Source organism: Psychrobacter sp. 4Dc (genome assembly GCF_002836715.1).
GTDB lineage: Bacteria > Pseudomonadota > Gammaproteobacteria > Pseudomonadales > Moraxellaceae > Psychrobacter.
The window spans coordinates 1-2,572 of record NZ_PJAT01000121.1; the positions used below are offsets into that span (position 1 = coordinate 1).

The window sequence follows — 2,572 nt, forward strand, 5'->3', positions numbered from 1 at the left end:
GGTGCGAGTCATAAGTGATGCCTTATTTCTTTGTTGTGGTAAACATTAGAGTAAGGCGTTGCTTATTTTTTTCAATGCTTCCTCAATTCTATACAGCCCCTAAGCTAGGAGATGATCAAGAAATTTTTATTCCAGTTTCCAACATCATAGAGCTATTACCTGATCGCACAGGATTTGTAGTTATTTACAAAGAACAGCCAAGAAAGTTCAGTGAAGCTACTAGTTATCCGTGGTTTTTCAGGTATCCCAATAATGCAGCTATTTATAATGCGGATGGTAGCTTACGTTTTCAAATTAAGTTGACAGATAACCTCGAAAGTAGCTTGTACATTGAAAGTTTCGCACAAGAATCTATAGAACATCCTGACAAAAACAGTGTGACCATAAACAGTACTACTAACCCTATATATTCTTTTTATACACTTTTTGCAGTGGATCCAGATAGTCCACAGTTGATTGAAACTGGTCAGCAAATACGACGTTAGTTAATAAAAAGGTATGCCCTAATTAAGGCTTATTAACCTGACCTAAAAACAATATCGCATCGGTTTTATTGTCTTTAATCATAAAGATAAACGGATGATCGGCTTTGAATACAGGTGGCGGAGCAGAAGCAGCAGTTGCATTGGCAACAATACCCGTCGCTGCTGCCGCTTCGGTGCCTTTCTCATCCACGATGACCACTGCTTTATGATAGACATCGTCAATTTTTATGGGCGGGCTATTATCGAATAAGTTGAACCCAGCACCTTTTTCAAAAGCCCTTGGCATACCCATATCCGTGAGTAGGTTTTTCATCTGGTAGCTTGCTTCAAGCTTAAACTTTGGCAGATGAACATTCACTTCTTGAGTGACTAAATCTTTACTCCATTGCTTAATCGTATCAGCGCTCAAATCCTGCACCAGCTGCTGCATTGCTGCTTTGTCTTTCGATTTTGGTAATACTACGAGCATAGATAAGTCATCACCCTTGTAAGGCAATTGCACGACCTGCACTTGCTTATCCTCGCTATAACCAAAATGCTCCTGTAGTTGCATCATTTTGATGTTAGGACTCGTACCTATATGATTATAAAAAGGCTGCTCAGTGGTGCTCTGAACCTCGAAAGGTACTTTCCAATCGCCCTTAAAATAAATGGCGTTGGTTAATACGGCAACTGTAATGGGCTTGATACTGCCCTTTGGTAGCAACTCAGGAATCAATTGATTGGTATGCTGAGCAATTTTTTTATTAATGATGAGGCGCGAAGGATTAGGATTGCTTTCAAAATCAAGGTTAGTCACTTGCCCCCCGTAATAACGTTGTACCGTATCTACGTAGGACTTAGTAGGTGTTAACCCTTGTTCCATCCATAAATCGTTAACCGTGGCAAGTTTATAATCAGGATTGGGTTTGTTAAATTGATTATAGAGCGCGGCGCTATTGGGATTGAGAATATCCATTGAGGGATAATAAAAGGTCTTTTGAATTTGCGCTTTCGTTTCCCCTTCTGCTGCGGCATAGAGCATTGCCATCGCAGTGGACAGGCTGTACGGCGAGAAAAACACGTTGTCATCTGCTTGCCCAGTATGTCCATTGATCTGTCGGTACATGGCAATGGCAAACTGATTGTTGGCGGTAGTGACTTTTTCGATGCCGTCTGGTGTTGACGCAGAAGCATCAGCAGCAATAAAATAAACTGGGCTATCTGCTTGAGCGTCAGCGTTGCTTTTAGCTTTATCTGGTAAGGATGATTTTTCTGGATTTGATGCGGTATTAACTACGCTATCAGTGGGCTTAGTACCCTTCATTGTGCTGTCACAACCAGTAACTACGAATAATAGGCTGCTGACTGCCAATGCACCCATGACACGATTACCGTATAATTTTTTAGGATAACAATACTGGTTATTCTTCATATCTGCTTCACTAATAATGTAGAGTTAAGATGATGCCATTCTAGTATAATATCTACAATCGTTTAGTCTATTTTGGTAAGCGTACTATATTTTTAATCCTAATTAGTGACTTTAACAGCCTACAGTTCGAAGCCTGTATAGCGCACCGATCATGTTCCCACAACAGAGTTTATGACGTTGGATGTCAGAAATCAGTTCTTACTGGTTCTATTTAGGTATGCATTTGAGTAGTTGAATATTAATTTGGAATGAAAACCTCTAACCCATCACATTCACTAAGGTTATGTTTTTTCTTAAATGTAGAAACGTCATTGACAACAACGCCTCCACTTACTTGGATATAATCCCCTTCAGTATATTTTTTACCTTGGTACACTAAGCTATTATTAGTAACTTCAGATATGACTTCATTTTTCGGTATTGCTAACTGAATACCTTTTTCTCCTTCAGGTCTTACTATTATGCAATCTTCATTAAAGTGAAGGTTTCCGCTATATAAAGCTATCATAGAAGCTGTACCAGTAATGGGTTCTGCGTCTGATATTTGCTCCTGTTTTGGATTGGAATCAAACTGAGAGCAAGAAGATATTAGCAGGACAGATAAGATTATTGGTGCTTTAAAGTTAAGGAACAATGATACTTACTCCAAGTTTATTAAAATAATCTACACTAG

The 2,572-nt window shown here is 39.2% G+C and carries 3 protein-coding genes; 1 reads left to right on the forward strand and 2 read right to left on the reverse strand.

The window, feature by feature from the left end; genetic code table 11:
* The first annotated feature begins 17 nt into the window (after positions 1-17).
* Positions 18-485 (forward strand): hypothetical protein, encoded by a 468-nt coding sequence (locus CXF61_RS11475; RefSeq protein WP_165598278.1) that lies wholly within the window; start codon positions 18-20, stop codon positions 483-485.
* A 22-nt stretch (positions 486-507) separates the two neighbouring features.
* Here the strand turns inward: CXF61_RS11475 and CXF61_RS11480 are convergent, their stop codons facing one another.
* Together CXF61_RS11480 and CXF61_RS11485 are read right to left on the reverse strand one after the other, a co-directional pair.
* Positions 508-1,899, reverse strand: a complete 1,392-nt coding sequence (locus CXF61_RS11480) for a serpin family protein (RefSeq protein ID WP_131401077.1) — start codon at positions 1,897-1,899, stop codon at positions 508-510.
* A gap of 238 nt (positions 1,900-2,137) precedes the next feature.
* Positions 2,138-2,533, reverse strand: a complete 396-nt coding sequence (locus CXF61_RS11485) for a hypothetical protein (protein WP_165598279.1) — start codon at positions 2,531-2,533, stop codon at positions 2,138-2,140.
* Positions 2,534-2,572 lie beyond the last annotated feature (39 nt).